Raw genomic sequence first — 25355 nt, forward strand, 5'->3', positions numbered from 1 at the left:
AGATGTGGCCGGGCCGAGCCTAGCGGCTGATCATGGTCAGGTCCATACCAATTCGGCCACTCTGGCGAAGGCCGGGCGAGTCTGGCTCAACTGGGCAGGGTTCGGCGCGTCTTTGGGACGGCCCGGCATAGGCTGATCCAAGATCCGCAGCGGAGCGGACTCCCCCCGACAGGAGGCCCGATGGGTGTGGCGGATGCGATCAGGGTTCGGCCGGTGCCGGAGCTCCTCGCGGAGAACGCCGTACGGTACGGCGAGCAGCTCGCGTTCGCCGACGACCGGCGCGGGGTGAGCTGGGCCGAACTCGACCGCAGGACCGCACGGTTGGCGACCGGACTCGCGGTCGGGCGCGGAACCCGGGTGGCGTTCTTCCTCGACAACGGCGTGGAACTGGTCGAGGGTCTCCTGGCGACCGTGCGTGCGGCGGCGGTCGGGGTGCCGTTGCCGCCGCGTGCCACCCACACCGAGCTGGCCCAGCTGCTGGCGGACTGCGACCCGGCCGTGGTGGTCACCGACCAGCGGCGGCTGCCGCGGATCGCCGGGATGGTCGCGGAGCGGCCGGTGCGGCTGGTGGTGATCGGTGAGGGGCCCGTGCCGGAGGGCGCGTCGCACTTCGAGGATCTGGTCTCGGGGCAGCGGGCCGCGCCCCGGGACGACCTCGGTCTGGACGAACCGGCCTGGCTGCTCTACACGTCCGGCACCTCGGGCACCCCCACGGGGGCCGTGTCCAGTCAACGCTCCGCGCTCTGGTCGTCGTTCGCCTGCTATCTGCCCCGGCTCGGACTGACCGCCACCGACCGGGTGCTGTGGCCCCTGCCGCTCGCCCACACCTACGCCCACTCCCTGTGCGTCCTGGGCACGACCGTGGCCGGGGCGAGCGCACGCATCACCTCGGCCTCGGGCCCCTCCCACCTCACGCGGCTGATCGGCGAGTTCGAGCCGACCGTGCTCGGCGGGGTGCCGCTCACCTTCCGGCAGCTGCTCGACACCGGCCTCGGCGCGGTGCCCTCGCTGCGGGTGTGCGTCACCGCGGGCGCGCCGAGCGACCCGGAGCTGCGGGAGCAGGTGGAGCGGCGGTTCGGGGCGCCGCTGCTCGACGGGTACGGCTCCACCGAGACCTGCGGCAAGATCGCCATGGAGTCGCTCGACGGGCCGCGGGTGCCGGGGAGCAGTGGCACGCCGGTGCCCGGCATGGACGTCCGGCTGGTCGACCCGGACAGCGGCCTGGACGTCGTCGGCGGCGAGGGCGAGATCTGGGTGCGCGGCCCCGGCGTCATGCTCGGCCATCACAACCGGCCCGAGGCGGACGCCGACGCCCTGCGCGAGGGCTGGTACCGCACCGGGGACCTGGGGCGGCTCGGTGCGGGCGGCTGTCTGACCGTCACCGGACGGCTCAACGACCGGATCGTGCGGGGCGGCGAGAACGTCGACCCGGCCGAGGTCGAGCGGGTGCTGCGGGGACTGCCCGGGGTGCGGGACGCGGCCGTGGTGGCGCGGGCGCATCCGCTGCTGGGCGAGGTCCCGGTGGCGTTCGTGGTCCCGGCGCAGGAGTCACTGGACCCCGCCGGTCTGCTGCGCGGGTGCGCGGCGGTGCTGTCGGCGCACAAGGTGCCCGAGGAGGTCCTGTTCACGCCGGCCGTCCCGCGCACGGCGGCGGACAAGCCGCGCCGGGCGGTGCTGCGCGAGACGCTCGCCGAGCGGCCCCCGGCGCCGGACCTCGCGGGACTGGCCGCCCTGACCGCCGGTGAACGACGGGCCGCGCTCACGGAGTTGGTGTGCCGGGAGGCCGAGGCGATCCGGGGCACGGTCGCCGATCCCGGCACCGCGTTCGCCGATCTCGGGCTGACCTCGATGGACGCCATGACCCTGTGGCACCGGCTCAGCCTGCGCACCGGACTGCGGCTGCCGGCCACCCTGGTCTGGGACCACCCGACCCCGGCCGCGGTCGCCGCCCACCTGGAGACCCGGATGACCGGCGAGGCACCGGCGACGGTCCCGCCGCCGCGCGGCCCGGAGGCCGAGCCGGTGGCGATCGTGGCCGTCGGCTGCCGCTACCCGGGCGGGGTGAGCTCCCCGGAGGACCTGTGGCGGCTGGTCTCCGACGGGGTGGACGCCACCGGTGACTTCCCGGCCGACCGCGGCTGGGACGTCGACGCCCTGCACGATCCCGACCCCGACCGACTCGGCACGACGTACACCCGCCGCGGCGGTTTCCTCGACGGCGCGGCCGACTTCGACCCGCTGTTCTTCGGGATCTCGCCGCGTGAGGCCCTGGCGATGGACCCGCAGCACCGCCTGCTCCTGGAGGTCGCGTGGGAGACCCTGGAGCGCGCCGGCATCCCCGCGCCGTCGCTGCGCTCCAGCGCGACCGGCGTGTTCGTGGGTCTGATGCACGCCGGGTACGGCACCGGGCTCTCGCCGCACGAGCTGGAGTCGCACATCGGCATCGGCTCGTCGGGCAGTGTCGCCTCGGGCCGGATCTCGTACGTCCTCGGCCTGCGCGGTCCGGCCATCACCGTGGACACGGCGTGTTCGTCGTCGCTGGTCGCGATGGACCTGGCCGCGAAGGCGCTGCGGGCCGGTGAGTGCACGCTCGCGCTGGCCGGCGGGGTGACGGTGCTGTCGAGTCCGCAGCCCTTCATCGCGTTCAGCAGGCAGCGCGGGCTGTCGGCGGACGGCCGGTGCCGGTCGTTCGCGGCGGGCGCGGAGGGCACCGCGTGGGCCGAGGGCGTCGGCCTGGTGCTGCTGGAGAAGCTGTCGGACGCCCGGCGCCACGGACACCCGGTGCTGGCGGTGCTGCGCGGGTCCGCGGTGAACTCCGACGGCGCGTCCAACGGCCTCACCGCCCCCAACGGCGAGGCCCAGCGCGACCTCATCCGCCTGGCGCTGGCCGACGCGGGCCTGGGCCCGGCCGACGTCGACGTGATCGAAGGCCACGGTACGGGCACCGCGCTGGGCGACCCGATCGAGGCGGGCGCCCTGCTGGCCACCTACGGCCAGGGTCGCGACCCGGCCGACCCGGTGTGGCTGGGCTCGGTGAAGTCCAACCTCGGACACTCGCAGGCCGCCGCCGGAGTGGCCGGAGTGATCAAGATGATCGAGGCGATGCGCCACGGCGAACTCCCCCGCTCCCTCTACGCGGAAGAGCCGTCGCCGCACGTGGACTGGTCCGAGGGGGCGGTACGACTCCTCGACCGCCCGCGCCCGTGGCCGCACCGCGACCGGCCGCGCCGGGCGGCGGTGTCGTCGTTCGGCATCGGCGGCACCAACGCCCATCTCATCATCGAGGAACCGCCGTCGGAGGCCGCGGCCACCGTCGCGGACGGCAGGCGTCTCCCCGTCGCCCCCTGGCTGGTCAGTGGCGGCGACGAGGTCGGACTGCGGGCGCACGCCAGGAAGTTGGCGGAGGCGCTGGCGGACGTCACGGACGACACGGCGCTCGACGTGGCGTGTTCGCTGGCGACCACACGGACCCCTCTCCCCCACCGAGCGGCCGTCCTGGCCGACGACGCCTCCGGACTCCTCGCGGAACTGCGCCGACTGGCGGCGGGCGAGGACGGCCCCGGGCTGCTGAGGGGCACCGTGCGCCGCACTCCGAAGCTGGCGCTGCTGTGCGCGGGTCAGGGCACCCAGCGGGCCGGGATGGGCCGCGAACTGGCCGCCGCCTTCCCGGTGTTCGACGCCGCCTTCACCGAAGTGTGCGCGTTGTTCGGGCCGTTGCTGGACCGGCCGCTGCGCGAGGTGATCGACGCCCCCGACGGCACCCTGCTGGACCGTACGGACTACGCGCAGCCCGCCCTGTTCGCCTTCGAGGTCGCCCTGCACCGGCTGCTCGCCGCCTGGGGGGTGCGACCGGACTACCTGGTCGGCCACTCCGTCGGCGAGCTGGCCGCCGCCCATGTCGCGGGCGTGTTCTCGCTCGCCGACGCGGTCCGGCTCGTGGCCGCGCGGGGCCGGCTGATGGCGGCGCTGCCCGAGGGCGGCGCGATGATCGCGGTGCGGGCACCGGAGGCGGAGGTCGCGCGCAGGCTCGCCGAGACGCCCGGCCGGGTGGCGATCGCGGCCGTCAACGGGCCGACGTCGGTCGTGGTGTCCGGCGACGAGGCCGCGGTGACCGCGCTGGCCGCCTCCCTCGGCGGGCGGAGCACCCGGCTGCGGGTGAGCCACGCCTTCCACTCGCCGCTGCTCGACCCGATGCTGGCCGAGTTCCGCGCGGTCGCCGAGAGCGTGACGTACCGGCGGCCGTCCGTGCCGGTGGTCTCCACGGTCACCGGCCGCCCTGAGCCGGACGCGCTCGCCACCACCGACCACTGGGTACGGCAGGTGCGCGAGACCGTCCGGTTCGCCGACGCGGTGGACTGGCTGGCGGAGGCGGGCGTGACGGCGTTCGTCGAGGCCGGTCCCGCCGCCGCCCTCAGTGTGGCGGCCGAGGGGTGCGTCGCGCCGGACGCGGGCGCGGTGTTCGCTTCGTGCGTCGACGCGCGGGAAGCGCTCGGGGCGCTGGCCGCCCTGCACGTGCACGGAGTGCCGGTCGACTGGCGGTCGGTGTACGCGGGCAGTGGTGCGCGACGGCACGCGTTGCCGACGTACCCGTTCCAGCGGCAGCGCTACTGGCTGCACGCGGTACGGCACCCGGTCGCGGCCGGGCATCCGCTGCTGGGCGAGGCTCAGCCGGACGCCGACGGACCCGGCGTCCGGCACACCGGGGCGCTGTCCGCCGTACGGCAGTCCTGGCTCGCCGACCATGTGATCGGCGGCCGGGTGCTGCTGCCCGCGGCGGCGTTCGCCGAGCTGGCCTGTCACGCGGCCGGGGCGTCCGGGCCCGTCCGCCTGGCCGAACTGGCCTTCCGGGAGCCGCTGGTGCTGCCGGAGTCGGAGTCGGTGCGCGTGCAGGTCGTCACCGGCGGCCCGGACGAGACGGGGAACCGGCCGGTCGCCGTCTGGGCGCAGGCGGGCGAGACGTGGACGCGGCACGCCACGGCGACGATCGCCCCGGTCGGCGCGGCACCCGTCGTACCCCTCCGGGTGTGGCCGCCCGCCGGTGCCGAGCGGCTCCCGGTCGACTACGACCGGCTCGCCGTGCACGGCCACGACTACGGACCGGCTTTCCGCGCGGTGACCGGCCTGTGGCGCCGGGGCAGCACCCTGTACGCCGAACTGGCCCTGCCGCCACGGGAAGCGGCCACCGCAGGGTCCTACACGCTCCATCCCGCACTGCTCGACGCGGCCCTGCACGCGGCGCTTCTGGCCGAGGGCCCCGGCGCGGCACGGGTGCCGCTCACCTGCGCCGGGCTCACGGTGTACGCCACCGGCGCCACCACCGCCCGGGCCCAGCTGGAACGACTCGGCCCGGACGAGTTCCGGGTGACGCTCACCGACCCCGCCGGGCAGCCGCTCGCCGCGGTCGAGTCGATGGTCACGCGGGTGCTGCCGCCCCAACGCCCGGTTGTGCGTGGCGAGTTGTACCGCCTCGCATGGCTGCCGGCAGTGGGCGGCAACGCCGATACGCGTCATGAGGTGTTCGACGTGCCAGGGCCGACCGTGGACACGGACACACCCGCCCGCGTGCGGAGCCTGCTCAACGGCACGCTCGCGCGGATTCAGGAGTGGGTCGGCGACTCCCGACCGGGGCGGCTGCTGATCCTCACCCACAACGCGACCGGCGACGATCCCGACCCGGCGGAGGCGGCCGTGGCCGGGCTCGTCCGCAGTGCCCAGTCCGAGCATCCCGGCCGGATCGTGCTGGTCGACCGGCGCGGGGGCCCGGCGTCCCCGGCCGACCTGGACGCGGCGCTGCGCACCGGCGAACCGCAGGTCGCCCTGCGCGGCGGTGCCGTGCTCGTGCCCCGGCTGGCCGCCCTGCCGTCCACCGTCGAGGCCGAGGCGCCCGTTCTCGATCCCGACGGCACCGTGCTGATCACCGGCGGCACCGGGGCGCTCGGGGCGAGCCTCGCCCGGTACCTGGTCGACCGGCACGGGGTGCGTCAGGTGGTGTTGGCCGGGCGGAGCGGTCGTACGCCGGCATGGGCCGCCGAACTCGACGCGACGGTACGGGTGATGGCGTGTGATGTGAGCGACCGGGACGCCGTCGATGACCTGGTGGCGTCCTGTGGGGCGGCGTTGACCGCCGTGTTCCATCTCTCCGGCGTCGTGGACGACGGTGTGGTGGACGGTCTGACGCCGGAGCGGCTGGCGGCCGTGCTCGCGCCGAAGGCGGACGGGGCCTGGCATCTGCACGGGGCCACCAAGGATCTCGGGCTGTCCGCGTTCGTGCTCTACTCGTCGGCGGCGGGCGTGCTGGGCCGTCCCGGACAGGCCAACTACGCGGCGGCCAACGGGTTCCTGGACGCGCTGGCCCGTCATCGCACCGCTCAGGGGCTGCCCGCGCGGTCCCTGGCCTGGGGGCCGTGGACCACGGCCGACGACGACGGCATGGCGGCCCAGGTCGCTCCGCGGCGGCTCACCGACGGGGGTGTCCTCTCCGTCGACGAGGAGGAGAGCATCGACCTGCTCGACCGGGCGTGGCGGACCTCGGAGCCGGTGCTCGTGCCGATCGCGCTGGACCTCGCCGCACTCCGCGCGCCGACCGCGCCGCCGGTGCTCACGGACCTGCTGCCGCGCCGTCCGGCCGCCGCCCCCGCCACCACCGCGCCCGCGCAGGCGCCCGGTGCCTGGCGCGAGCGGCTCGCCGCCGTGCCGGTGGGTGAACGCGAGGCCGTGCTCGGCGAGTTGATCCGTACCGAACTGGCCCTGGTGCTGGGCTTCCCGGACGCCGCCGCCTTCCCCGCCGAGCGGGCCTTCACCGAACTCGGCTTCGACTCGCTGACGGCGGTGCAGTTCCGCAATCGGCTCAGCGCGTTCACCCGGGTGCGGTTGGCGCCGTCGATCGTGTTCGACCATCCGACGCTGCCCGCGCTGGCCGCGCATGTGCACGAGGCGCTGCGTCAGGTGCTGCCGGACGCCGACGAGAAGGCCACAGCGGAGGAGCCGGCCTCCTATCGCTTCGGCCCGCTCTACCACCAAGTCCTGCGTGAACGCGGCCCGTTGGAGGCCATGGGCCTGCGCTTCCTCGCCTCCCACGCCCTGCCCTCCTTCACCGCCGCCGACCGCACCCGGCATGCCGTCCCGCCGGTCCGGCTGGCGCAGGGTCCGGGCACGGCCCTGGTCTACGTCCCGGACTACCTCACGCCGTACCACCGCGTGCCCGCCGGTCTGGCCAAGCAGTTCGACGGTGAACGCGACCTGTTCCTGCTGGAACACCCCGGCCTGGGCCCCCGGCGGGCCGTTCCGGACAGCATGGACGCGGTCGTCAGGACGCATGTCGACACTCTGCGGACCTTGTCGGTAAGCGGTCCGGTCGTCCTCGTCGGCTACTGCGCGGGCGGCGCGATCGCGCACGCCGTGGCGCGGGAGCTCGCGCGGACCGGCCGGCCACCGGCGGGGCTGGTCCTGCTCGACGCGCACGCGGGTGTGCTGCACCGGGACGACGAGCGGGCGTTGGCGCTGATGGCGGCCGGGGCCGAACTGCCCGACGACGTCGTCGCCGAGTTCGACGACTCGCTGCTCATCGCGGGCGGCGGCTACGCCCGCGTGCTGGAGAACTGGGAGCCGGAGCCCGCTCCCGTCCCGACCCTGCTGGTACGGGGCCGCCCGACCGCGCAGATGCTCCGCATCGACCCCGACGGCGACTGGCGGCCGCGCTGGCCGCTCCCCCACGAGGCCGTCGACGTCCCCGGCGACCACTACACCCTCGTCCACCACGACGCCGACACCACGGCCGCGGCGATGCGCGCCTGGCTGCCGGCATGAGCGACCGAAACATGCACCGCACCACGGGAGTTGACGCATGACCCAGGAGTACGACCTGATCGTCGTCGGCGGCGGACCGGCCGGCTCGACGGCCGCGACCGCCGTGGCCCTGCGCGGGCACCGGGTCCTGCTGTTGGAACGCGAGACCTTCCCGCGCTACCAGATCGGCGAGTCGCTGCTGCCCGCGACCGTGCACGGCCTGTGCCGCATCCTCGGTGTCGCCGACGAGGTCCAGCAGGCCGGCTTCACCCTCAAACGCGGCGGCACCCTGCGCTGGGGCCGCGATCCGGAGCCGTGGCAGTTCTCCTTCGCCATGACACCGCGCGTCCCCGAGCCCACCGCGACCGCCTTCCAGGTGGAGCGCTCCCGCTTCGACGAGATCCTGCTGCGGGGCGCCAGGCGGGCCGGCGCCGAGGTGCGCGAGGGCAGCACGGTGCGGCGGGTCGTCGCCGACGAAGAGCGGGTGCGGGGTGTGGAGTTCACCGACGCGGACGGCAACGCCCGTACGGCGTACGCCCGGTACGTCATCGACGCGTCCGGCAACACCAGCCGCATCCACACCGGCGTCGGCGGCGGGCGCGTCTACTCCGACTTCTTCCGCAACCTCGCCGTGTTCGGCTACTTCGCGGGCGGCGCCCGGCTCCCCGAACCCAACAGCGGCAACATCTTCTGCGCCGCGTTCGACGCGGGCTGGCTCTGGTACATCCCGCTGCGCGACGACCTGACGAGCGTCGGCGCGGTGATCTCGCCCGAGCACACCGGGGCCGTGCAGCGGGACGCGCGGGGCGCCTGGCGGGACATGATCGAGGCGTGCCCGGAGGTGAGCCGCCTGGTGGCGGGCGTCCCCGAGGCGACCGAGGCGCCGTACGACCAGGTGCGGGTGCGCAGGGACTGGTCGTACTGGAAGCAGTCCTTCTGGAAGCCGGGCATGGCGCTGGTCGGTGACGCGGCCTGCTTCGTGGACCCGGTGCTGTCCTCCGGTGTCCATCTGGCCACGTACGGCGCCCTGTTGGCGGCGCGCTCGGTGAACGCGGCACTGGACGGCAGCGTGCCCGAGGAGCGGGGCTTCGCCGAGTTCGAGGCGCGCTACCGGCGCGAGTACCGCGTCTTCTACGAGTTCCTCATCGCCTTCTACGACATGGAGCGCAACGAGGACTCGTACTTCTGGTCGGCGAAGAAGATCACCAAGGTGGATCTCGGCGAGGCGGCCGCCTTCGCCGAGCTGGCGGGCGGGCTGGTCTCCCGCGACTCGGCGGTGGTCCGCACGGAATGGCACACCGCGGCCGCGCAACTGGACGGGGCAGTCGGTGAGTTGGCGGTGTCGGACGGCCGGATGAACCCTCTCCTGTCCGCCCCGGTCGTCGGCGAGACCTTCCGCACCGGCAACGACCTTCAGGAACAGGCCCTTTACGGCGGCCCGCTCGACGATCCCGGCCCGGCGGCCCCGGACGGGCTGGCCGTCACACCGGACGGCCTGTCCTGGGTCAAGGTGTGATCGCCGCGTCCTGTTGACCTTGCCCGAAGGGGAACCCGCAGCATCGGCGTACCGATGGCTGCGGGAGGGGCGAGGGTGCGCGGGCTGATGATCGACGTACGGCCGTTGCGGCGGGCCGGGTTCCGGCGGCTGTGGGCGAGCGGCACGGTGACCACGCTGGGCGCCCAGCTGACGGCGATCGCCGTGCCGATGCAGCTGTACGACCTCACCGGCTCCTCGGCGTACGTCGGGCTGGCCGGGTTCGTGGGCTTCGCGCCGATGGCGCTCGCGGCGCTGTGGGGCGGCGCGCTGGCGGACGTACGGGACCGGCGGCGGGTACTGCTGGCGACCACGGCCGGGATGGCCCTGACGTCGCTGCTGCTGTGGGCGCAGGCGTGGGCGCGGCTGGAGTCGGCGGGGGTGCTGCTGGCGCTGGTGGGGGTGCAGCAGGCGCTGTTCGGCGCCAACGCGGCGGTGAGCGGAGCGGTCGTCCCGCGCCTGGTGCCGCGTGAGCTGCTGCCCGCCGCGAACACCTTGCAGTCGCTGGTCTCCTGGTCGGCCGGGATCGCCGGCCCGCTGCTGGCCGGGGCGCTGCTGCCGGTGGTCGGGGCCGAGTCGCTGTACCTCGCGGACGCGGCGACGCTCGGCGTCACGCTGTGGGCCGTGTGGCGCCTGCCGCCGCTCCCGCCCACCGCCGAACAGGGCGCCGGAACACGGCGGTTCGTCGCGGGCTTCCGGCTGCTCGCCGCCCGGCAGGTGCTGCTGGTCGTCTATCTCGCCGACTTCGCGGCGCTGTTCCTGGGCATGCCCGCCGCGCTGTTCCCGCAGCTGGCGAGGGAGACGTACCCGGGGGCGAACGTCGGCGTGCTGTACGCGGCGATCTCCGCCGGGGGCGTGCTCGCGGCGCTGTTCTCCGGTGGCCTCACCCGCACGTCCCGTCACGGAGTCGCGGTCGCGGTGTCGGTGTGCGTGTGGGGGCTGGCACTGACCGCGTTCGGGCTCGCGGACTCGCTTGTGGTGGCGGCGAGTTGGCTGGTGGTGGCGGGCGCCGCGCTGCTGACACTGGGCGTGTTCCGCAAGTCGGTCATGCAGTCCGCGGTGCCGGACGGGATGCGGGGCCGCCTCCAGGGGGTCGACACGGTCATCGCCGCGGGCGGTCCGCGGCTGGGCGACCTCGTGCACGGGGTGGCCGGCGCGTCCTTCGGGGCGACCTGGGCCGTCACCGGCGGCGGGGTACTGACGGTGACGGCCGGGCTGGCGCTGCTGACGTTGTTCCCCGCGTTCAGGCAACACCGGGCCGCATGAGAGCCGTTACTCCGGCGGGGTCGGCGTGTCGTGAGTGCGGTACATCGCCTGGACGTCCAGTTCCAGCTGGACCGTAGGGCCGACGACCGCGATGCCCCGGGCCAGCATGGAACGCCAGTTCAAGGTGAAGTCCTCGCGGTGCAGCTCCGCCTTCGCCAGGGCGGCGCAGCGCAGCTCCTCACCGTAACCGCCGTTGACCATGCCCAGGTACGACGTGTCCAGCGACACCGAGCGGCTCACCCCGTGCATGGTCAGGGTGCCCAGCAGGGACCACTTGCTGCCGCCGCGGTAGGCGAAGCGGGTGCTGCGGAAGTCGATGTACGGGAATTGCTCGACGTCGAGGAAGTCGGCCGAACGCAGGTGGTTGTCACGGGTGTTGTTGCCGGTGGTGATGCTGGCGGCGTCGATGCGCACATGCACGCGGGAGTCGGCGATGTCCTGGGTGACCTGGATGCCGCCCTCGAAACGCTCGAACCGGCCGTGCACATGGGCCATGCCGACGTGCTTGGCGATGAACCGGATCGCGGTGTGCGGCGGGTCGAAGAGCCAGGTGCCGGGGACCGGGAGCTCGGCCTGCCGGGCGGGCTGGAGCCAGACGCGCTGCGAGGACAGACCGGCGTCCGCGACGACCTCGACGGTCTCGCGGTGCGGCTCCAGGCCCTCCGCCATGACCATGAGGCTGTAGCTGCCGGGCGGCAGCACGGCGAGGAACGTTCCGTACGGGTCCGTGGTGCCGCGCGCCACGACCTGGTGGCTGCGGAGTTCGGTCACGGTCACGTCGGCGGCGCCCAGGGGCTGGTTCACCGGGTCGAGGACCTCGCGGACGAGGACACCGGCACCGGGCGGGACGGGAAGCGTGTGGCCCGCGGCGCCTCCGGAGGCACTCCTGAGTCGCCGCCGGAGCAGTCCGAGGGGCATGGGTCTCACCTTTCAGTGGGGGGACAGTGGGTGTGTGTGGGGGGGGAGAGACAGACGGTCAGAGATGCCCGAGGATCCGCCGTACGGCTTCCGTGAGCCTGCGCTCGGCGTCCTCCGCGGAGTCCGCCGCCGTCGCGTGCCGGAAGGCGACATGACCGTCCGGCCGTACGAGGAGCGCGCCGCCGTCGGCCACCTCGCTCAGCCGGGCCCAGTCGCCGTACGGGTCCTCGTACTGCTGCCCCGGGCCGATGACGACGGTGGCGATCTCCACGTCCTGGGCATCGGCGGCCCGTACCCAGTCCGCGCCGCCGATGCCCGTGACGAGCGTGAACCGGCCCTGGCCGACGGTGTCGAGGGTGGAGAGCGTCCGGGTGCCGGAGGTGATCCAGGCGTGCGGGAGCTTGGCGCCGGGGCGGGTGGTGGGCTGGTGATGGAGCTCGGGGTCGCGGTCGAAGCCGGGGTCGGCGGTGCCGTCGGGCACGATCGCGGCGGAGGTGTAGCGCTGGTTGAGGTCGACGCCGTGCGCGTTGAACTCGTATGCCTTGAAGGCGATGGCCTCGCGCAGCCGCGCCCGCTGCTTCTCGGCCGCCTCGCCGGTCTCCTTGCGGGCGGCGATGTTGGCCCACAGCTGTTCGGGGGTCTGCGGGGAGAGTCCGTCGAGCGCCTCGAAGATCGGGGCGGTCTCGCCGATGGACTTGTTGGCGCGGGTGACGATCTGCCGTCCGATCGGGGCGCGTTCGGCGGTGTAGGTGTCGAGGAGCTTCGGGGAGGCGGTGCCGTCGAGGACGAGCCTGAGCTTCCAGGCCAGGTTGTAGGAGTCCTGGATGGAGGTGTTGGAGCCGAGGCCGTTGGACGGCGGGTGCCGGTGCGTGGCGTCGCCGGCGCAGAAGACACGGCCGTTGGAGTAGGTCTCGGCGTACATCTCGTTGACGGTCCAGGCCGAGGACGACTTGATGGTCACCGGGATGTCGTCGTCGCCGACCAGCTGGCGGACGATCGACTCGGCGTACTCGGTCGTCAGATCGGGGGCGCCGGCCGTGACATCGTACCCCCACACGATCAGCCACTCGTTCCAGGGCCGCACGCAGCGCACCAGGCCCGCGCCGATGCCGCCGACCGTGGCGCCGGGGGCCAGCACCCAGTAGAGGGTGGAGGGGCGGTGGGCGGTGTACTTGCTCAGGTCGGCGTCGAAGACGATGTTGATGCTGCCGGCCACGCCCATCTGGCCGCCCATCGGCAGCCCGGCGTCCTCGGCGACCTGGCTCCGGCCGCCGTCGGCGCCGATGAGGTACTTGGCGCGGATGGTGTACTCGTCGCCGCGCAGCCGGTCCTCCACGGTGACCGTCACGCCGTCGTCGTCCTGGACGAAGGACTTGTAGACGGTGGAGAAGCGCAGCCGGGTGCCGCGCGCGACGGCCGCGTCCATGAGCACCGGCTCCATGAGGTGCTGGGGCATGTCGCACATGCGGGTGGGGCTGGCGAGTTCGTGCGCGGCCTGCACGAGCGGGTCGTTGCCCCAGGAGCGGACCCGGCCGAGTTCCTCGCCGGCCAGGCTGGTGCAGAAGGTCGTGTTGCCCATCAGGTGCTGCGGGGTCGCCTTCGCGACGACCTGTTCCTCGACACCGAGGTCGCGCAGCACCTCCATGGTGCGCTGGTTGGTGATGTGCGCCCTGGGGGTGTCGGCGAGGCTCGCGTAGCGGGTGACGACGATGTTCGGGACGCCGTAGGTGCTGAGGGCGAGCGCGGCGGAGGCTCCCGCGGGACCGCTGCCGACGATGAGTACATCGGTCACGACATCGGGCTCGGCGGTGGGGACGCGGGACACGGAGGACGCTCCAGGGAACGAGAACAGGCACTGGCTCTTCAAGATCATGAAGGGAGTGGCCGAAACGCGGGTGTCTCAAAACGAGACAGAAGGGCGGTTGTTTTGTGTTCAACCGTCCCCCGTAGGCTGAGCGGTGCCATGACCACCGCAGAGCGCCCCACCGCCCTCACCTCGCTGCGCCGTGCCCGGGAGCTGTTCCTGCGCGGACAGCAACCGCCGGACGGAGTGCCCGAGGACGTCCTCGCCGCGTGGAAGCGTGCCCGGTTCTTCGGCGTACGACACGACGTGGGCGCCCCCGCCCCGGAGACGTCCGGGCCCGTGGACTCCCCTTTGCTGGCCGCCGCCCGCCCGGTGCTCGACCGGATCGCCGGGACGCTCGACGGCGGGGACACCGCCCTCGTGCTCACCGACGCGCGGCTGCGGGTGCTGTGGGCGGCCGGGTCCGCGCCGGACCACCGCTGCCGGGACCTCTCCGAGGAACTGGTCGGCCACAACAGCGCGGCCCTCGCCCTGCACACACGCCGCCGGGCCGAGGTGCACGGGCCCGAGCACTTCCTCGACCGCTGGCAGGACGTCTCGGCGGTGAGCGTCCCGGTGCGAGCACCAGGGACGGCGCAGCCGGTGGGGACGGTGACGGTGGCTACCGAGTTGTGCGGCGGGGGCGGGGAACGGGTGGCGTGTGGGGAAGGCGGCGGGCGCCGGGACGGGGCTGGATACCGGGACGCTGCCGGGGGCGAGGCGGGAACCGGATGCGGGGAGGGCGCCGGGGGCGAGGCTGGGGCCGGGCACGGGGCAGGGGCCCGACGCGGGGAAGGGACCGGTTGCAGGCAGGGGGGCGGGTGCTGGTCGCATCCCGGGGCTTCGCTGGCCGAGGCCGTGGCGGTGGCCGTCGAGACCGAGCTTCTCTCGCGGTCGCGGACGGCCGAGCGGGTGCTGCTGGACGCGTACGCGCGGGCCGTGGGTGAGCGGGGGCACGCGGTCGTCGCCCTGGACGGCCGTAACCGGCTCGTCAGCGAGGCGGCGGGGCGGCTGCTGTCGCCGGAGGCGTTGGAGGCGTGGGAGCGGAGGGCGGCCGCGCTGATACGGGAGTCCGATTCCGGGCATCCGACGGCAGGGCCGACGGACGGCCCGGAGGGTTCCGCGCACCCGGCACCACTCCCTGACGGCCCGGACGGCGCCGCCGCCTCCCTCACCCCCGTCTCTCACCAGGGTTCCGTCATCGGCGTGGTCGTGGTGCTGGAGTCGTCGGGGTGTCCGGCGCCGGTCACGGCCGACAGGCGTGACCTCGGCCTGGCCGGAGCCTCGGTGCCGTGGCGGCATGCGGTCGGGCGTGCCCTGGAGCTGGCCGCGTCCGGTGAGCCGCTGCTGCTGGTCGGCGAACGCGGCACCGGGAAGACCTCGCTGGCCCGCGCACTGGTCGCCGACGCGGTACTCGTGGACGCGGCCGAGGCCGAACTCGGCACCCACGCCGACGTGTTGCACACCGGCCGCCCCCTCCTCGTCCGTCACGTCGAATGGCTCGCCCCGTCCGACACCGCGACGCTCAACTCCCTCCTCGCAGCTCACCCGAACGTCCCGCTCCTCGCCACGTACACCCCCGGAGGATCGCCGGGCCCCTGCCTCCAACGTCTCCTGGACACCCTCGCCGCCCGCTCGGTCACCCTCCCCTCCCTCCGCGAACGCCCCGAGGACATCAGGGAGTTGCTCACCTCCCTCACTCCGAGCCCCCGGCCCGGGCACCCTCCGCTCACCTGGTCCCTCGACGCGCTGCGCGCCCTGGAGCGGCACCCCTGGCCGGGCAACGTGACCGAACTCGCCCACCTGGTGCGGACGTTGGCCGAGCACCGCCGTACGACCGGCCCCGTCCGCCGCGGCGAACTCCCGGACGCCGTACGCGAGGGTCCGGCGCCCCGGCCCCTGACTCCGATGGAGCTCGCCGAACGGTCCGCCATCCTGGACGCCCTCCACCTCCACGGCGGCAACAAGGCACGAGCGGCAGCCTCCTTGGGCATCGCCCGCGCCACGCTCTACCGGAAACTGCGGGGCTACCGGGACTGACCCCAGAGGACACGCACCCGAACATCCGTGTATGGGACGGTGTTTGAGGTGCTGTCAGAGGATGGGTACAACGACCGGGTGGGCGCCCGAGGCTGCCGGAGGGGGTGGTGCCGCATGCCGTTCGGGGATCTGCACCGGATATCGGTGCTGCACATCGACCGCGACGCCGACCTGCCGCTGAACTACATGTACCTGCCGGAGTCCGGCACCTACCAGACCCTGGGCTACGTCCGCCTGCGGGGCGTGACCGCCTGGAACGGCATGACGCACGCCGGTCCGGACACGGCCGAGGAGCGCGACGCGTTCCTGATGAAGGTGCTGACCACCCTCCAGGTGTCGCCCCGGGAGGCGCAGCGCATCGTGCGCACCGCCGACCACCTCGCCCCGGACGGCGGCCCCGGCTCCACCGGCCCGGCACCTTTCACGGCCGCGGCCCCGGAGGAGGAGCAGGGCGGCACTCATCTGGTCGGGCCCGGTGTCGTCGTGGGGCTGGTGAGCGGGCTGCTCGTCGGGCTGCTGCTGGCGGGCTGGTCCGGCGCGGTGATCGGGGCGTTCGTCGGAGTGTCCACGTTCCCGGACCTGTTCATGGGCGGCTGGCAGCTCGTGCACCGCGACAGCCCCCGCAACTACGTGGAGATCCACGACACTTGGGCGATCCTGCTGCTCGCCGCCGGCACGGTCGCGGGAGCCGTCGGCGGTTACGCGCTCGGCGACGGAGGCTTCGAGAGAGCGCGGGGCGTCTTCCTCGGCATGGCGTCGGTGGCGTTCGTCCTCGCCCTCCTGGCCACCCGGTTCAGCATGGAGCCGTTCCGGCAACGGTCGGTGGTCTGGTTCGGGCCGTTGGTCGTGGGCGGGTTCGCCTGGGCCGCGCACGCCCTGTCGAGCGGTCCGGTGCTGTTGACGGTGGGGATCGTCGTCGGGTCGGTGGTCTCGGGCTCGCTGGCGCGCCGGATCGCCGGCGTGGTCTGACCGAGGGCGCGTCGGTGGGGCGGCGGCAGCGGTCAGGTGTCCGGCGGGCGGTCCGCGGTGCGGGGGGCCTGGCCCTGATCGGCCCGGGTGATCTGCCACGACCGGGACGGGGCGTCGTACGAGATCCGGTAGCGCCCGTCGGCCTCCTGCAACGTGGCCACCACGTCCCGCAGGTCGCGGGCGGCCTCCGGCGGCAGCCGTTTGGGCATGCTGATGGCCAGACGGCCGTCGAGCGCGGCGATTTCGAGGAGGTCGGTCTCCTCGACGCCCTGGCCGAGCTCCTCACGCCGGCCCGGCCGGACCAGGCCCGCGATCTTCGGCCAGACCTCCTCGCCGGCCTTGCTCGCGATGGCCTGTACGAAGGGCTGCACCGCCGCGGTGACCACGACCGTCGTCACCAGGTCGAGCAGCCCGATGCGCGCGCCGGAGTCGCGCACATCGCATTCCCAGCAGCGCGCGGCCGTTCTGCGATGGCCGCAGACCGGGCACGGGTACCTCGCCAAGTCGCCTGTCATCCTCACCTCGCTCGCGGGACGGCCGGGATCTTCGCGTCAGCCTGCACCGAGGACGCGATCACCGCAAGGCGGCGTGCGCACGGGCGCGGCGGCTCACAGGGCAGGGCGAGCCGGTGAGCGACGGGTTCCTGAAACACCATCAGCTCGCGCGCCGGGCCCTGTGGGAGCTGCAACGAGCGGTGCGGAAGCGCAACTTGAAGAAGCTGGCGGCGGCCAGGGACTCGTTCGCGAACGTCCTGGACGTCATGTCACCCGCGCATCCGGACCGGCCCGCCTGCCTCGGCAATCTGAGCACGGCCCTGCGCCTCCAGTACGAGTGGGGCCGCGACGTCTCGGCCGTCGAGCGGCTCGTCGAGGTCGACGAGTCGATCCGGTGGAGCCTCGAACCGGGCCATCCGCAGCGCGCCCTGCACCGGCACAACCTGCGGAACGTCATGGTGCACCTCATGACCGGCCCGCGCCGTCCGGGACTGCTCGCACGGGCGGTCCCGCTCGCCAGGGAGGCCGCCGCCGACCCCGCCGAGCGGACCCTGTTCCTGGAGGCGCTCGCCGTCTGCCTCGACGAGCTGTTCGAGCAGACCGAGGACGCGGACGTCATGGTCGAACTGATCGCGCTGGACCGGGAACGGGTGGCCGCGCGCCGCCCCGACGACCCCGAAGTCGGTCCGATCCTCGCCGACCTGGGCGCCGGCTTGCGCACGCTCGCCCTGCTGCGAGGCCGCCCGGAAGACCTCCCGGAAGCCGTCGACGTCGGCCGGCAGGCCGTCGAGAAGTGCCCGGACGGCCAGGGGAACCGGGCGTCCTGCCTCGCCCTGCTCGCCAACTCGCTGCACGCCCTGTTCATCCAGCTGGACCGCTCGGTGGAGACACTGCGCGAGTCCGTCGCGGTCGCACGGCAGGCGGTCGCGGCGGCGCCGCCCGGGCACCCGGACCGGCCCGCCGCCCTCAACGGCCTCGGAATCGGCCTGCGTTCGGTGTTCGAGGAGGCCCGGGAGCTCGACGCCCTGCACGAGGCGGCGCAGGTCCTGGAGGAGGCCGTCTCCGAGCTCGGCCCGGGCGAGCCCGCCCGCCGCGCCCGTTACCTCGGCAACCTCAGCGCCGTGCACCAGGAGCTGTTCAAGCGCACCGGGGAGACCCGGGCGATCCTGGCGGCCGTGGAGGCCTCCCGGGAGGCCGTACGGCTGAGCCCCCACGACACTCCGCAGCGGGCCGGCCGGCTCAGCGACCTCGGCAACGCGCTGCACATCCTGTCCACGGGCCTGTACTTCACCGCGCCGGGTGACGAGGAGGTCTTCATGCCGGGCACGGGAGGCGCAGCGCCGGGGACCGAGGACGCCGTCACGCCCGCCACGGCAGGCACCGCGCCCGGGACCGAGGACGCCGTCACCACCACCACGGCAGGCACCGCGCCCGGGACCGAGGACGCCGTCACCACCACCACGGCAGGCACCGCGCCCGGCGACCTGCCGTACCTGCGGGAGGCGGTCGAGGTGGCCCGGGCCGCGGTGGCGGGGAGCCACAGCGATCCCGACCTCGGCGGCCGGCTCAGCAACCTCAGCGTGGCCACCCGCACCCTGTACGAACTCACGGGCGACAGCGCGGCGTTGGACGAGGCCGTCCAGGCGGCCCGCGCGGGCGTCACCGCCGCCACGGCGGATCCGACGAACCGCGCGACGGCGCTCATGGCCCTGGTACGGGCCCTCGCCCAGCGCCCCGCCACAGCGGACGTCCTGCGGGAGATGCAGGAGTGCTGCACGGACCTCGCGACGGTCACGACCACGCCCCGCACCCGGGTCATCGCCCACCTGCTCCTCGGCCGTACGGCGATGTCGGCCGACCCTCCCGAGGCCGCGGCCGCCCTCGCGGCGTACGAGAAGGCCGTCGCGTGGCTGCCGGAGATCGCCCCGCGCCAACTACTGCGCCCCGACCGGGAGTACGGCCTGGGCGAGCTGGCCGGCCTGCCCGCCGAGGCCGCCTCCGCCGCCCTCCACCTCGGCCGACCCGAACACGCGCTGGTGTTGCTGGAACACGCCCGGGGCCTGCTCCTGCGGGAGGGCATGAGCGGCCGCGACGACCTCGCCGAGGTGCGCCGCGCCGACCCGGCGGCCGCCGAGGACCTCGTACGCCTCAGAGACCTGCTCAACGCCTCCGATCGGGGAGGGACGGACCTCTATCGGGGCGGCGGAGACCAAGTGCGGAGTATCCCCGTGCCAGGGGCCCGGCACGGCACCAGGACCTACCGACACCGTGAACTGGCACTGGAATGGGAGCAGTTGCTCGATCGCATCCGCTCGCGTCCCGGCCTGGAGGGCTTTCTGCGGCCGCCGACGATCGAGTCCCTGCGACGCCGTCCCGTGGACGGTCCGGTCGTCCTGGTCAACCCCGCCCCGTCCCGGTGCGACGCGCTGCTGCTCACGCCGGACGGCGATGTCCGCGCCCTGCGCCTCGACTGCGACCACGCCGAACTGCGCGCGCGGGCCCGGGCGTTCCGGCGGCTGCCTCGCTCCGCGGGGAGCGCGTCGCCCGACGAGGCCGAGCTGCTGGGCCACCTGGCCTGGCTGTGGGACCGCATCGGCCGGCCGGTCCTGTCGGAGCTGGGTCTACTGTCCCCGGTACGGCTCCCCGCGGAGTCGGCGCCCCGGATCTGGTGGTGCCCGATCGGCGTGGCCGCGTCCCTCCCCCTGCACGCGGCGGGCCGGCACGACGCCGCCGATCCGGCCGGGGTCTCCGCAGTCATGGACCATGTGGTGTCGTCGTACACCTCGACCGTGCACGCGCTCCACCGGGGCGGCACCGGCACGACGGACGACCACGAGGCGTCCCCGAGCAGACCGCTGGAGGGCCTGCCCGGGAGGTCTCCGTACGGCCTCCTGGTGGTCGAGATGAGTGAGACCCCCGGCGCGGGTCCGCTGCCGGGCGCCCGTCTCGAGGCCGAGCGGCTGACCGAGCTGGCCGCGCACCCGACCGTCCTGTCCGGCCCCGCGGCCACCCGGGAGGCCGTCCTGCGGGAGCTGCCCGGCCATGCCATCGCCCACTTCGCCTGTCACGCCGTGACCGACCCCCGCTCCCCGTCCCTCGACCGGCTGCTGCTGCACGACCACGGGTCGGCCCCCCTCACCGCCGTCGAGCTGTCGTCGGTGCGCGTCCCGAACGGCACGCTGGCGTATCTGTCGGCCTGCGAGACGGCCAAGTCCGACGAGCGCCTCGCCGACGAGGCGATCCACATCGCCACCGCCTTCCAGCTCGCCGGCTACCGCCATGTCGTCGGCACGCTCTGGCCCGTCACCGACAGCGCCGCCGGACGCATCGCGGACGACTTCTACACGGGCCTGGCCCCGTCCCTCGACACGGCAGACACGGCAGACGCGGCGAGAACCCTGCACCGCGCGGTGCTCGACCTCCGCGAGGACGACCCCGCGAGGCCGTCCCGCTGGGCGGCACACCTTCACTTCGGCGGCTAGGGGGCGAGCGCGGAGCGCCCCCACCTCCCCGTACAAACGCACATGCCATGCCACCACACAAAGAGGCCTGCTCATGCGATGTGACAGGAGACTTTCGACTCGCACCTGCGGCACTATTGTCGGCGCATGCACACCGTGACCGGTCCGCCGGGGCCGGTGCGATCGTGTTCGTGAGAACCAGAGGGAGTTGGACCCGTGATGACCCGTTCCGTGCGTCGGACCCGTCGGACGACGCAGGTGGCCGGCCTCGGTGCCGCCGCCCTGCTGGCGCTGACCGCCTGCTCGTCCTCCGACGACGACTCCGCCGGCACGTCCGACCCCTCCGGCTCCGCCTCGGCCTCCGGCAAGCTGTCCGGCGAGGTCACCGTGTTCGCCGCGGCCTCGCTGAAGGAGAGCTTCGAGACGCTGGGCAAGGAGTTCGAGAAGGCCCACCCCGGTACGAAGGTCACCTTCAGCTTCGGCGGCAGCGACGCGCTCGCCGCGAGCATCACCGGCGGTGCCCCGGCGGACGTCTTCGCCTCCGCCAGCCCCAAGACCATGAAGATCGTGACGGACGCGGGCGACAACGCCGGCGAGCCGGCCACGTTCGTGCGCAACCAGCTGGAGATCGCCACGCTGCCGGGCAACCCCGACAAGGTCGCCTCCCTCAAGGACCTCACCGGCTCGGACCTGAAGGTCGTCCTGTGCGACAAGACGGTGCCGTGCGGGGCGGCCGCCGAGAAGGCCCTGGCGGCGAGCGAGCTGAAGCTCACCCCGGTCTCCTACGAGGAGGACGTCAAGTCCGCGCTCAACAAGGTGGTGCTGAAGGAGGCCGACGCCGCGCTCGTCTACAAGACCGATGTGAAGGCCGCGGGTGACAAGGTGGAGGGCGTGGAGTTCCCCGAGTCCGCCGACGCCGTCAACGACTACCCGATCACCCTGCTGAAGGGGTCGAAGAACACCGCCACCGCCAAGGCGTTCATCGCGCTGGTGCAGTCCGCCGAGGGGCAGAAGGTGCTGACCTCGGCCGGGTTCCTCAAGCCGTGACGTCCCCCGCCTCGGGCAAGGCCGGCGCCGCCGTGGACACCCTCGGCGGCGGTCCGCGGCGGCGCCGCCCACGCGTGGGCCGTCGTCGGGGTGCCGCTCCGCTGCCGCTCCTCGTGCCCGCGCTGATCGGCCTGGCGTTCCTCGTCCTGCCGCTGGTCGCCCTGCTGATCCGGGCCCCGTGGCACAGCATGCCCGACCTGCTGACCAGCGCCGAGGTGTGGCAGGCGCTGCGGTTGTCCCTGGTCTGCGCGACGGCGGCGACCGCGGTGAGCCTGGTGATCGGGGTGCCGCTGGCCTGGCTGCTGGCCCGGGTGGAGTTCCCGGGGCGGGGGCTAGTACGGGCTCTGGTCACGCTGCCGCTCGTCCTGCCGCCGGTCGTCGGCGGTGTGGCGCTGCTGATGGCGCTGGGCCGCAACGGGGTGGTCGGGAAGTGGCTGGACTCCTGGTTCGGGGTCACCCTCCCGTTCACCACCACCGGCGTCGTGATCGCGGAGGCGTTCGTCGCGATGCCGTTCCTCGTGATCAGCGTGGAAGGCACCCTTCGGGCCGCCGACCCGCGCTACGAGGAGGCCGCGACGACGCTCGGCGCCTCGCGCTTCACGGCGTTCCGCCGGGTCACCCTGCCCCTCATCGCGCCCGGTGTCGCCGCCGGCGCCGTCCTGGCCTGGGCGCGGGCCCTCGGCGAGTTCGGCGCGACGATCACCTTCGCCGGCAACTTCCCCGGCCGCACCCAGACCATGCCACTGGCCGTCTACCTCGCCCTCCAGAACGACCCGGAGGCCGCCATCGCCCTCAGCCTGGTGCTGCTCGCCGTGTCGATCGCGGTCCTGGCGGGCCTGCGCGACCGCTGGATGACCGCCTCATGACCAGCCGCGCCGGACACCCGCCTCACATGGCCGACCGAGCCGGCCGCCCGCGTCATGACCGACCGAGCCGGCCGCCCGCCTCACATGACCAGCTGTGCCGGACACCCGCCTCACGACCGCCCCACGCCGGACGACCGGCCCATGACGCGAATGTGTCGGGAGCCCGCCTCACGACCGACCCACGCCGGACAGCCGCCCCACGACCCGACCATGCCGGACGACTGCCCCACCACCCCACCATGCCGGACGACCGCCCACGACCCGACCGTGCCGGACGCCCGCCTCACGACCGTCCCGTGCCGCACGACCGCCCCACGACCCGGCCATGCGGGAAGACCGGCCCCACGACCCCGCCATGCCGGACGCCCGCCCCACGACCCCACCATGCCGGACGACCGGCCCCATGATCCGACCGTGCCGAACGACCGCCCCTCGACTTACCCCTCTGGACGACCGCCCATGACCCACATCGAGAAGACGATCCGGTACGACGTCGAGGCGCCGTCTGCGGACGGTCTCGACGCACGTCTCGTCGTCGAGCGCGGCTCCTTCCGGCTCGACGTGGCCCTCACCGCGGCCCCCGGTGACGTCGTCGCCCTCCTCGGCCCCAACGGCGCCGGCAAGACCACCGCGCTGCGCGCCCTCGCCGGTCTCGTCCCGCTCGCCGGCGGCCATCTCCGCCTCGACGGCGCGGAGTTGGACCGTACGCCCCCGGAGTCCCGCCCGGTCGGCGTCGTCTTCCAGGACTATCTGCTCTTCCCGCACCTCACCGCGCTCGACAACGTGGCCTTCGGGCCCCGCTGTCACGGCGTCGGCAAGGCGGAGGCCCGCGCCCAGGCGGCCGGATGGCTGGAACGGATGGGTCTCGCGGACCACGCGGCCGCCAAACCCCGTCGGCTCTCCGGCGGCCAGGCCCAGCGCGTCGCGCTCGCCCGCGCCCTGGCCACCCACCCCCGGTTGCTGCTGCTCGACGAGCCGCTCGCCGCCCTCGACGCCCGCACCCGCCTCGACGTCCGCGCCCAACTCCGGCACCACCTGGCCGACTTCGAGGCGGTCGCCGTACTCGTCACGCACGATCCGCTGGACGCGATGGTGCTGGCGGACCATCTCGTCGTCATCGAGGAGGGCCGAGTTGTCCAGCGGGGCACGCCCGCCGACATCGCCCGCCACCCGCGGACCGACTACATCGCCCACCTGGTCGGCCTCAACCTCTACCGGGGCGAGGCCGAGGGGCACACGGTCCACGTCGACGGCGGTTCCACGGTCACCACCTCGGAGGACCTGACCGGCCCGGTCTTCGTCGCGTTCCCGCCCAGCGCGATCACCCTGCACCGCGACCGGCCCACCGGGTCGAGCGCCCGTAACTTCTGGCGCTGCGAGGTGTCCGGCCTGGAGACCCACGGCGACCAGATCCGTGTCGCCCTCGGCGGTGAACTCCCCCTGGCCGCCGACCTCACCACGGTCGCCGCGGCCGAACTCGACCTCCACGCGGGGGCCGAGGTCTGGGCGACGGTGAAGGCGACCCAGACACACGCCTACCCCGCCTGAGCGAGCTCCCGGAACTCGGCTTCCCCGCACGGCAGTCGACGGCGTACCAGGGCCGCGCACCCGGCGCTGCCGCCGAACCGCACGGTCGAACGAGATGATCACTCGATCGTGAGTTCCTCCGGGCCGGCACCCGCTGGGCGGCGATGCTCGAAGGGACGGGCGCGCGACCGGCGTCCGGAAGTTCGGCGGGTGGGGATGAAGTTGACGCGAGAAGCAGGACGGCGCGAGAGCCTCGACGAGCAGGCGTTACTCCTGGTGGCGGGCCTGGCCGACCTGGCCGTGAGCACGCTGGGGTCGGCCGTGGACACGCTGGGGTCGGCCATGGGCACGGTCCGGAGTCTGCTGCGGCGTTCGGACGCGGCGGAACTCGCCGCGCAGGCCGAGCAGGACCTCACCGCGCGGGGACGCCTGGTCCTGGACCGGTATGCGGCCGTACCACCGGCCCACTTGGAGATTCTCGCCCGACAGGCCCTGGCCCGGAAGAGCGCCGGTGAGGACTGACCACTGGGAAGCGGCGACGTTCAAGGCCCGCGTCGACGAGGTGCTGAGCCGGTTCGTGGCCGAGGAGGCGGACCGGTTCGCCGGGATCGATCCTCTACTGGGCCCGGTGGCCGGGCAGTTGGAGGAGGCGGTGACGCACGGCAAGCGGCTGCGCGCGGCCTTCTGCTACTGGGGCTGGCGCGCCGTGGGGCAGCCGGACTCCGACGCGCTGGTGCGGGCGGCCGCGTCCATGGAGCTGGTGCACTGCGCGGCCGTCGTCCACGACGACCTCATCGACGACAGCCCCCTGCGACACGGGCGCCCCACGGCGCACATCGCCCTGCGGGACGTCGTAAGGCATCGTCCGCACGCCCCGGCGGCGGCGCGGTCGTTGGCGATGCTGGTGGGTGATCTGCTGATGGCGCTGGCCGGGCACCTCTTCGCCACCAGCGGCCTGCCCGCCGCGTATCTCGCCCGCGCCCGGCCTTTGTGGGCGGTGATGGCCCGGGAGCTGATCGCGGGCGAGTGCCTGGAGATCCTGCGCACGGGTACCGGCCCGGACACCGACGCGTCACTGAAGGTGATCCGCTACAAGACCGCCAAGTACACGGTGGAACAACCGCTGTTGATCGGCGGCGTTCTGGCCGGAGCCGGCACCCGGCTGCGCGAGGGCTACTCGTCCTACGGGCTGCCCCTGGGCGAGGCCTTCCAGCTCCGGGACGACCTGCTCGGCCTGTTCGGGGACCCGGCGCACACCGGCAAGGCCAACGCCGACGACGTCGCGGGCCACCGGCCCACGGCCCTGCTGGCGGAGACCTGGCGACTGGCCGGCGACGAGGACCGCGAGCGCCTGCGCACCCTGCTGGGCCGGCCCGGCGCGGACCCGGAAACCCTGGACGAGGTCCGCGAACTGATGCGCGCGCTGCGGGCACCCGACCGTATCGAGGACATGATCAGCGCCCGGGTCGAGGAGTCGCTCGGCGCCCTCGACCAGCTGAATCTCCCACCGCACGCCGCCGCGGCGCTGACCGCGCTGGCACGGTCGGCGACGAACCGCCTGTCCTGAAGCGACCCCGGGCACCCCCCGGACGACAAGGAGCATTG

General features: G+C 73.9%; 14 protein-coding genes. 11 read left to right on the plus strand and 3 right to left on the minus strand.

Features of this window, described 5'->3' with window-relative positions:
• Nucleotides 1–180: 180 nt before the first annotated feature.
• Genes EJC51_RS07480 through EJC51_RS07490 form a run of 3 tightly spaced genes read left to right on the plus strand, consistent with a single transcriptional unit; the run spans nucleotide 181 to nucleotide 10585 of the window.
• Nucleotides 181–7806 carry a type I polyketide synthase gene (locus EJC51_RS07480; protein ID WP_126270326.1) on the plus strand — a complete coding sequence of 2542 codons (7626 nt, stop codon included), beginning with the start codon at nucleotides 181–183 and terminating at the stop codon, nucleotides 7804–7806.
• Between the two features lie 37 nt (nucleotides 7807–7843).
• Complete coding sequence (locus EJC51_RS07485; RefSeq protein WP_126270327.1) at nucleotides 7844–9301, plus strand: tryptophan 7-halogenase; 1458 nt, start codon at nucleotides 7844–7846, stop codon at nucleotides 9299–9301.
• A gap of 54 nt (nucleotides 9302–9355) precedes the next feature.
• Nucleotides 9356–10585: an MFS transporter gene (locus EJC51_RS07490; protein ID WP_244362550.1), complete on the plus strand. Its 1230-nt coding sequence runs from the start codon at nucleotides 9356–9358 to the stop codon at nucleotides 10583–10585.
• A 6-nt stretch (nucleotides 10586–10591) separates the two neighbouring features.
• Here EJC51_RS07490 and EJC51_RS07495 read toward each other — a convergent pair whose 3' ends face one another.
• Both EJC51_RS07495 and EJC51_RS07500 read right to left on the minus strand, forming a co-directional pair.
• On the minus strand, nucleotides 10592–11503 hold the full coding sequence (locus tag EJC51_RS07495; protein ID WP_126270328.1) for a YceI family protein: 912 nt from the start codon (nucleotides 11501–11503) through the stop codon (nucleotides 10592–10594).
• A gap of 58 nt (nucleotides 11504–11561) precedes the next feature.
• On the minus strand, nucleotides 11562–13328 hold the full coding sequence (locus EJC51_RS07500) for an FAD-dependent oxidoreductase (RefSeq protein ID WP_244362552.1): 1767 nt from the start codon (nucleotides 13326–13328) through the stop codon (nucleotides 11562–11564).
• 138 nt (nucleotides 13329–13466) lie between these two features.
• Here EJC51_RS07500 and EJC51_RS07505 point away from each other — a divergent pair, with 138 nt between their 5' ends.
• Together EJC51_RS07505 and EJC51_RS07510 are read left to right on the plus strand one after the other, a co-directional pair.
• The gene (locus EJC51_RS07505) at nucleotides 13467–15386 is read left to right on the plus strand and encodes a sigma-54-dependent Fis family transcriptional regulator (RefSeq protein ID WP_126270330.1); all 1920 of its coding nucleotides are present in this window, start codon (nucleotides 13467–13469) and stop codon (nucleotides 15384–15386) included.
• Between the two features lie 114 nt (nucleotides 15387–15500).
• Nucleotides 15501–16355 (plus strand): hypothetical protein, encoded by an 855-nt coding sequence (locus EJC51_RS07510; protein ID WP_126270331.1) that lies wholly within the window; start codon nucleotides 15501–15503, stop codon nucleotides 16353–16355.
• A gap of 32 nt (nucleotides 16356–16387) precedes the next feature.
• Here EJC51_RS07510 and EJC51_RS07515 read toward each other — a convergent pair whose 3' ends face one another.
• On the minus strand, nucleotides 16388–16792 hold the full coding sequence (locus tag EJC51_RS07515) for a hypothetical protein (RefSeq protein ID WP_126270332.1): 405 nt from the start codon (nucleotides 16790–16792) through the stop codon (nucleotides 16388–16390).
• Nucleotides 16793–16983: 191 nt separating this feature from the next.
• On the opposite strand from EJC51_RS07515, the gene EJC51_RS07520 reads away from it, so the two are divergent.
• From EJC51_RS07520 to EJC51_RS07545, 6 genes are all read left to right on the plus strand, one after another.
• A complete protein-coding gene (locus tag EJC51_RS07520) occupies nucleotides 16984–20331 on the plus strand; it encodes a CHAT domain-containing protein (protein WP_126270333.1) in 3348 nt (1115 codons plus the stop codon).
• Nucleotides 20332–20529: 198 nt separating this feature from the next.
• A complete protein-coding gene (modA, locus tag EJC51_RS07525; RefSeq protein ID WP_126270334.1) occupies nucleotides 20530–21357 on the plus strand; it encodes a molybdate ABC transporter substrate-binding protein in 828 nt (275 codons plus the stop codon).
• Complete coding sequence (modB, locus tag EJC51_RS07530; protein ID WP_126270335.1) at nucleotides 21354–22223, plus strand: molybdate ABC transporter permease subunit; 870 nt, start codon at nucleotides 21354–21356, stop codon at nucleotides 22221–22223. The genes modA and modB overlap by 4 nt, the downstream gene beginning before the upstream one ends.
• Before the next feature lie 459 nt (nucleotides 22224–22682).
• Complete coding sequence (locus tag EJC51_RS07535) at nucleotides 22683–23771, plus strand: ABC transporter ATP-binding protein (RefSeq protein ID WP_126270336.1); 1089 nt, start codon at nucleotides 22683–22685, stop codon at nucleotides 23769–23771.
• A 201-nt stretch (nucleotides 23772–23972) separates the two neighbouring features.
• Complete coding sequence (locus tag EJC51_RS07540; protein WP_126270337.1) at nucleotides 23973–24272, plus strand: polyprenyl synthetase; 300 nt, start codon at nucleotides 23973–23975, stop codon at nucleotides 24270–24272.
• Nucleotides 24262–25317 carry a polyprenyl synthetase family protein gene (locus EJC51_RS07545; RefSeq protein ID WP_126270338.1) on the plus strand — a complete coding sequence of 352 codons (1056 nt, stop codon included), beginning with the start codon at nucleotides 24262–24264 and terminating at the stop codon, nucleotides 25315–25317. The genes EJC51_RS07540 and EJC51_RS07545 overlap by 11 nt, the downstream gene beginning before the upstream one ends.
• The last annotated feature ends 38 nt before the right edge of the window (nucleotides 25318–25355 follow it).

This window comes from Streptomyces aquilus (genome assembly GCF_003955715.1).
In the GTDB taxonomy this organism is placed as follows: domain Bacteria; phylum Actinomycetota; class Actinomycetes; order Streptomycetales; family Streptomycetaceae; genus Streptomyces; species Streptomyces aquilus.

What these genes read in the sequence shown, in the direction of transcription:
- EJC51_RS07495 (WP_126270328.1), bottom strand. Translation starts at nt 11,503, where the DNA reads ATGCCCCTCGGACTGCTCCGGCGGCGACTCAGGAGTGCCTCCGGAGGC.
- EJC51_RS07510 (WP_126270331.1), top strand. Translation starts at nt 15,501, where the DNA reads ATGCCGTTCGGGGATCTGCACCGGATATCGGTGCTGCACATCGACCGC.
- modA (WP_126270334.1), top strand. Translation starts at nt 20,530, where the DNA reads ATGACCCGTTCCGTGCGTCGGACCCGTCGGACGACGCAGGTGGCCGGC.
- EJC51_RS07490 (WP_244362550.1), top strand. Translation starts at nt 9,356, where the DNA reads ATGGCTGCGGGAGGGGCGAGGGTGCGCGGGCTGATGATCGACGTACGG.
- EJC51_RS07535 (WP_126270336.1), top strand. Translation starts at nt 22,683, where the DNA reads ATGACCCACATCGAGAAGACGATCCGGTACGACGTCGAGGCGCCGTCT.
- EJC51_RS07485 (WP_126270327.1), top strand. Translation starts at nt 7,844, where the DNA reads ATGACCCAGGAGTACGACCTGATCGTCGTCGGCGGCGGACCGGCCGGC.
- EJC51_RS07480 (WP_126270326.1), top strand. Translation starts at nt 181, where the DNA reads ATGGGTGTGGCGGATGCGATCAGGGTTCGGCCGGTGCCGGAGCTCCTC.
- EJC51_RS07505 (WP_126270330.1), top strand. Translation starts at nt 13,467, where the DNA reads ATGACCACCGCAGAGCGCCCCACCGCCCTCACCTCGCTGCGCCGTGCC.